A 1,124-nucleotide genomic window follows, 5' to 3' on the forward strand; every position below is an offset into this window, starting at 1 on the left:
CCTGTTATTGCAGGTTTAATGATTGTACTGATTTTCGGTGCTCAAGGCTGGTTAGGCGGCTGGCTCATGGAACATGACATCAAGATTCTATATGCCGTACCTGCCATTGTTTTAGCGACCATCTTTATTACAGTTCCATTTGTGGCGCGTGAGTTAATTCCACTTATGGAAGCGCAAGGAACTGAAGAAGAGGAAGCAGCGATTGTACTCGGTGCATCAGGTTGGCAAACCTTTTGGAAAGTCACGCTCCCTAACATTAAATGGGGTCTGATTTACGGCGTGATTTTGTGTAATGCCCGTGCAATGGGTGAGTTTGGGGCAGTATCAGTAGTTTCCGGCCACATCCGTGGTGAGACCAATACCCTGCCTCTACATGTCGAAATTTTATATAACGAGTACACCTTTAGCGCAGCTTTTGCGGTGTCCTCACTACTTGCTTTCTTGGCACTATTAACACTGATTTTAAAAACCTGGTTAGAACTACATCAAGACAAACCAGAACCGCATTCAACTGATTCGTAAGGAATGAAATCATGAGTATTCAAGTTAAAAATATTGAAAAACACTTTGGTGCATTCCATGCGCTTAAAAATATTTCACTCGATTTCCCAGAGGGTGAACTGGTTGCCTTACTCGGCCCATCTGGCTGCGGTAAAACGACGCTACTTCGTATTATTGCGGGTTTAGAATCAGCAGATGGTGGTCAAGTCTTACTAGAAGGCGAAGATGCAACCAATGTACATGTCCGTGAACGTCAGGTCGGTTTTGTTTTTCAGCACTATGCTTTATTCCGTCATATGACCGTATTTGACAATATTGCTTTTGGTTTACGTGTCCGTCCTCGTGCCACACGCCCATCGGAAGCCGAAATTAAAAAACGTGTGACTCGTCTGCTTGATTTGGTTCAATTTGGCTTTTTAGCAGACCGTTACCCAGCCCAGCTTTCTGGTGGTCAACGCCAACGTATTGCCTTAGCTCGTGCACTTGCCGTAGAACCTCGTGTGTTATTGCTTGATGAACCATTTGGTGCACTAGATGCTAAGGTTCGTAAAGAATTACGCCGCTGGTTACGTAACTTACATGATGAGCTGCATATCACTTCAATTTTCGTAACCCATGACCAA

General features: G+C 44.3%; 2 protein-coding genes. Both read left to right on the forward strand.

Translation table 11 applies throughout. The features are described 5' to 3' along the window. Positions 1-522 (forward strand): sulfate ABC transporter permease (locus tag VXQ92_RS20085; RefSeq protein ID WP_416682971.1); only part of this gene is annotated, 522 nt, incomplete at its 5' end. A gap of 11 nt (positions 523-533) precedes the next feature. Next, the coding region (locus VXQ92_RS20090) for a sulfate/molybdate ABC transporter ATP-binding protein (RefSeq protein ID WP_416682972.1) at positions 534-1,124 on the forward strand (591 nt) is incomplete at its 3' end.

The sequence above is a fragment of the Acinetobacter sp. 228 genome (assembly GCF_048147885.1).